The organism is Aminobacter sp. P4_D5 (assembly GCF_056401815.1).
The window spans coordinates 1-729 of record NZ_JBFUIP010000669.1; the positions used below are offsets into that span (position 1 = coordinate 1).

General features: G+C 69.5%; 2 protein-coding genes. Both read right to left on the minus strand.

Annotated features, from left to right (window positions below; all coding sequences use genetic code 11):
• On the minus strand, positions 1-471 hold a 471-nt coding region (locus tag AC1DWF_RS34225; protein ID WP_476842931.1), incomplete at its 3' end, for a Rossmann-fold NAD(P)-binding domain-containing protein.
• Positions 472-476: 5 nt separating this feature from the next.
• Positions 477-729 (minus strand): aminotransferase class III-fold pyridoxal phosphate-dependent enzyme (locus tag AC1DWF_RS34230; RefSeq protein WP_476842932.1); only part of this gene is annotated, 253 nt, incomplete at its 5' end.

Here is a 729-nt window from a genome sequence, read left to right on the forward strand (position 1 = left end):
CTGACCCGCGATCGGCCCTTGATGCTCCTCGAAGGTCATCACGTCGGCCATGAGCTGGCAGGGATGCGACACGTCGGTGAGCCCGTTGATGACCGGCACCGTCGCGAATTCCGCCAGCTCCCGCATCTTGGAGACGCGGTCGGTGCGCAGGATGATCGCGTCCACGTAGCGGGACAGGACGCGCGCCGTATCGGCCGGCGTCTCGCCGCGTCCCAGTTGCGTATCCTTGCTGGACAGCGTCACGACATCGCCGCCGAGTTGGCGGATGCCGACCTCGAAGCTGACGCGCGTGCGCGTCGAGAGCTTCTCGAAGATCATGGCGATGTGCTTGCCCGCCAGCGGCCTGCCCCCGACCTCGCCGCGCTTGGCGCGCGAGCCGAGGTCGAGCATGCGGCGCAGGGTCAGCGCGTCATGATCCATGAGCTCGAGGAAGTGGCGCGGCGCGCCACTCGTCTCGATGGGCTTCAGCACGGCGCTCACTTGGCCAGGGCCGGAGACTTGGCGGGCGTGAGGGCCGTGCAGGCGCGGTCGATCATGGCCAGCGCCTCGTCCACCTGCGCCTCGGTGATGATGAGCGGCGGGGCGACCCGCAGCACGTTCATCCCGGCGGCGACGGTGAGCAGCCCCTCGGCCACGCAGGCCGCCTGCATCTCGCCGTTCGAAACCTCGGGCAGCAGCTTGAGGCCGACCAGCAGCCCCGCGCCCTGCACCTTCTCGGCGACATGGGGA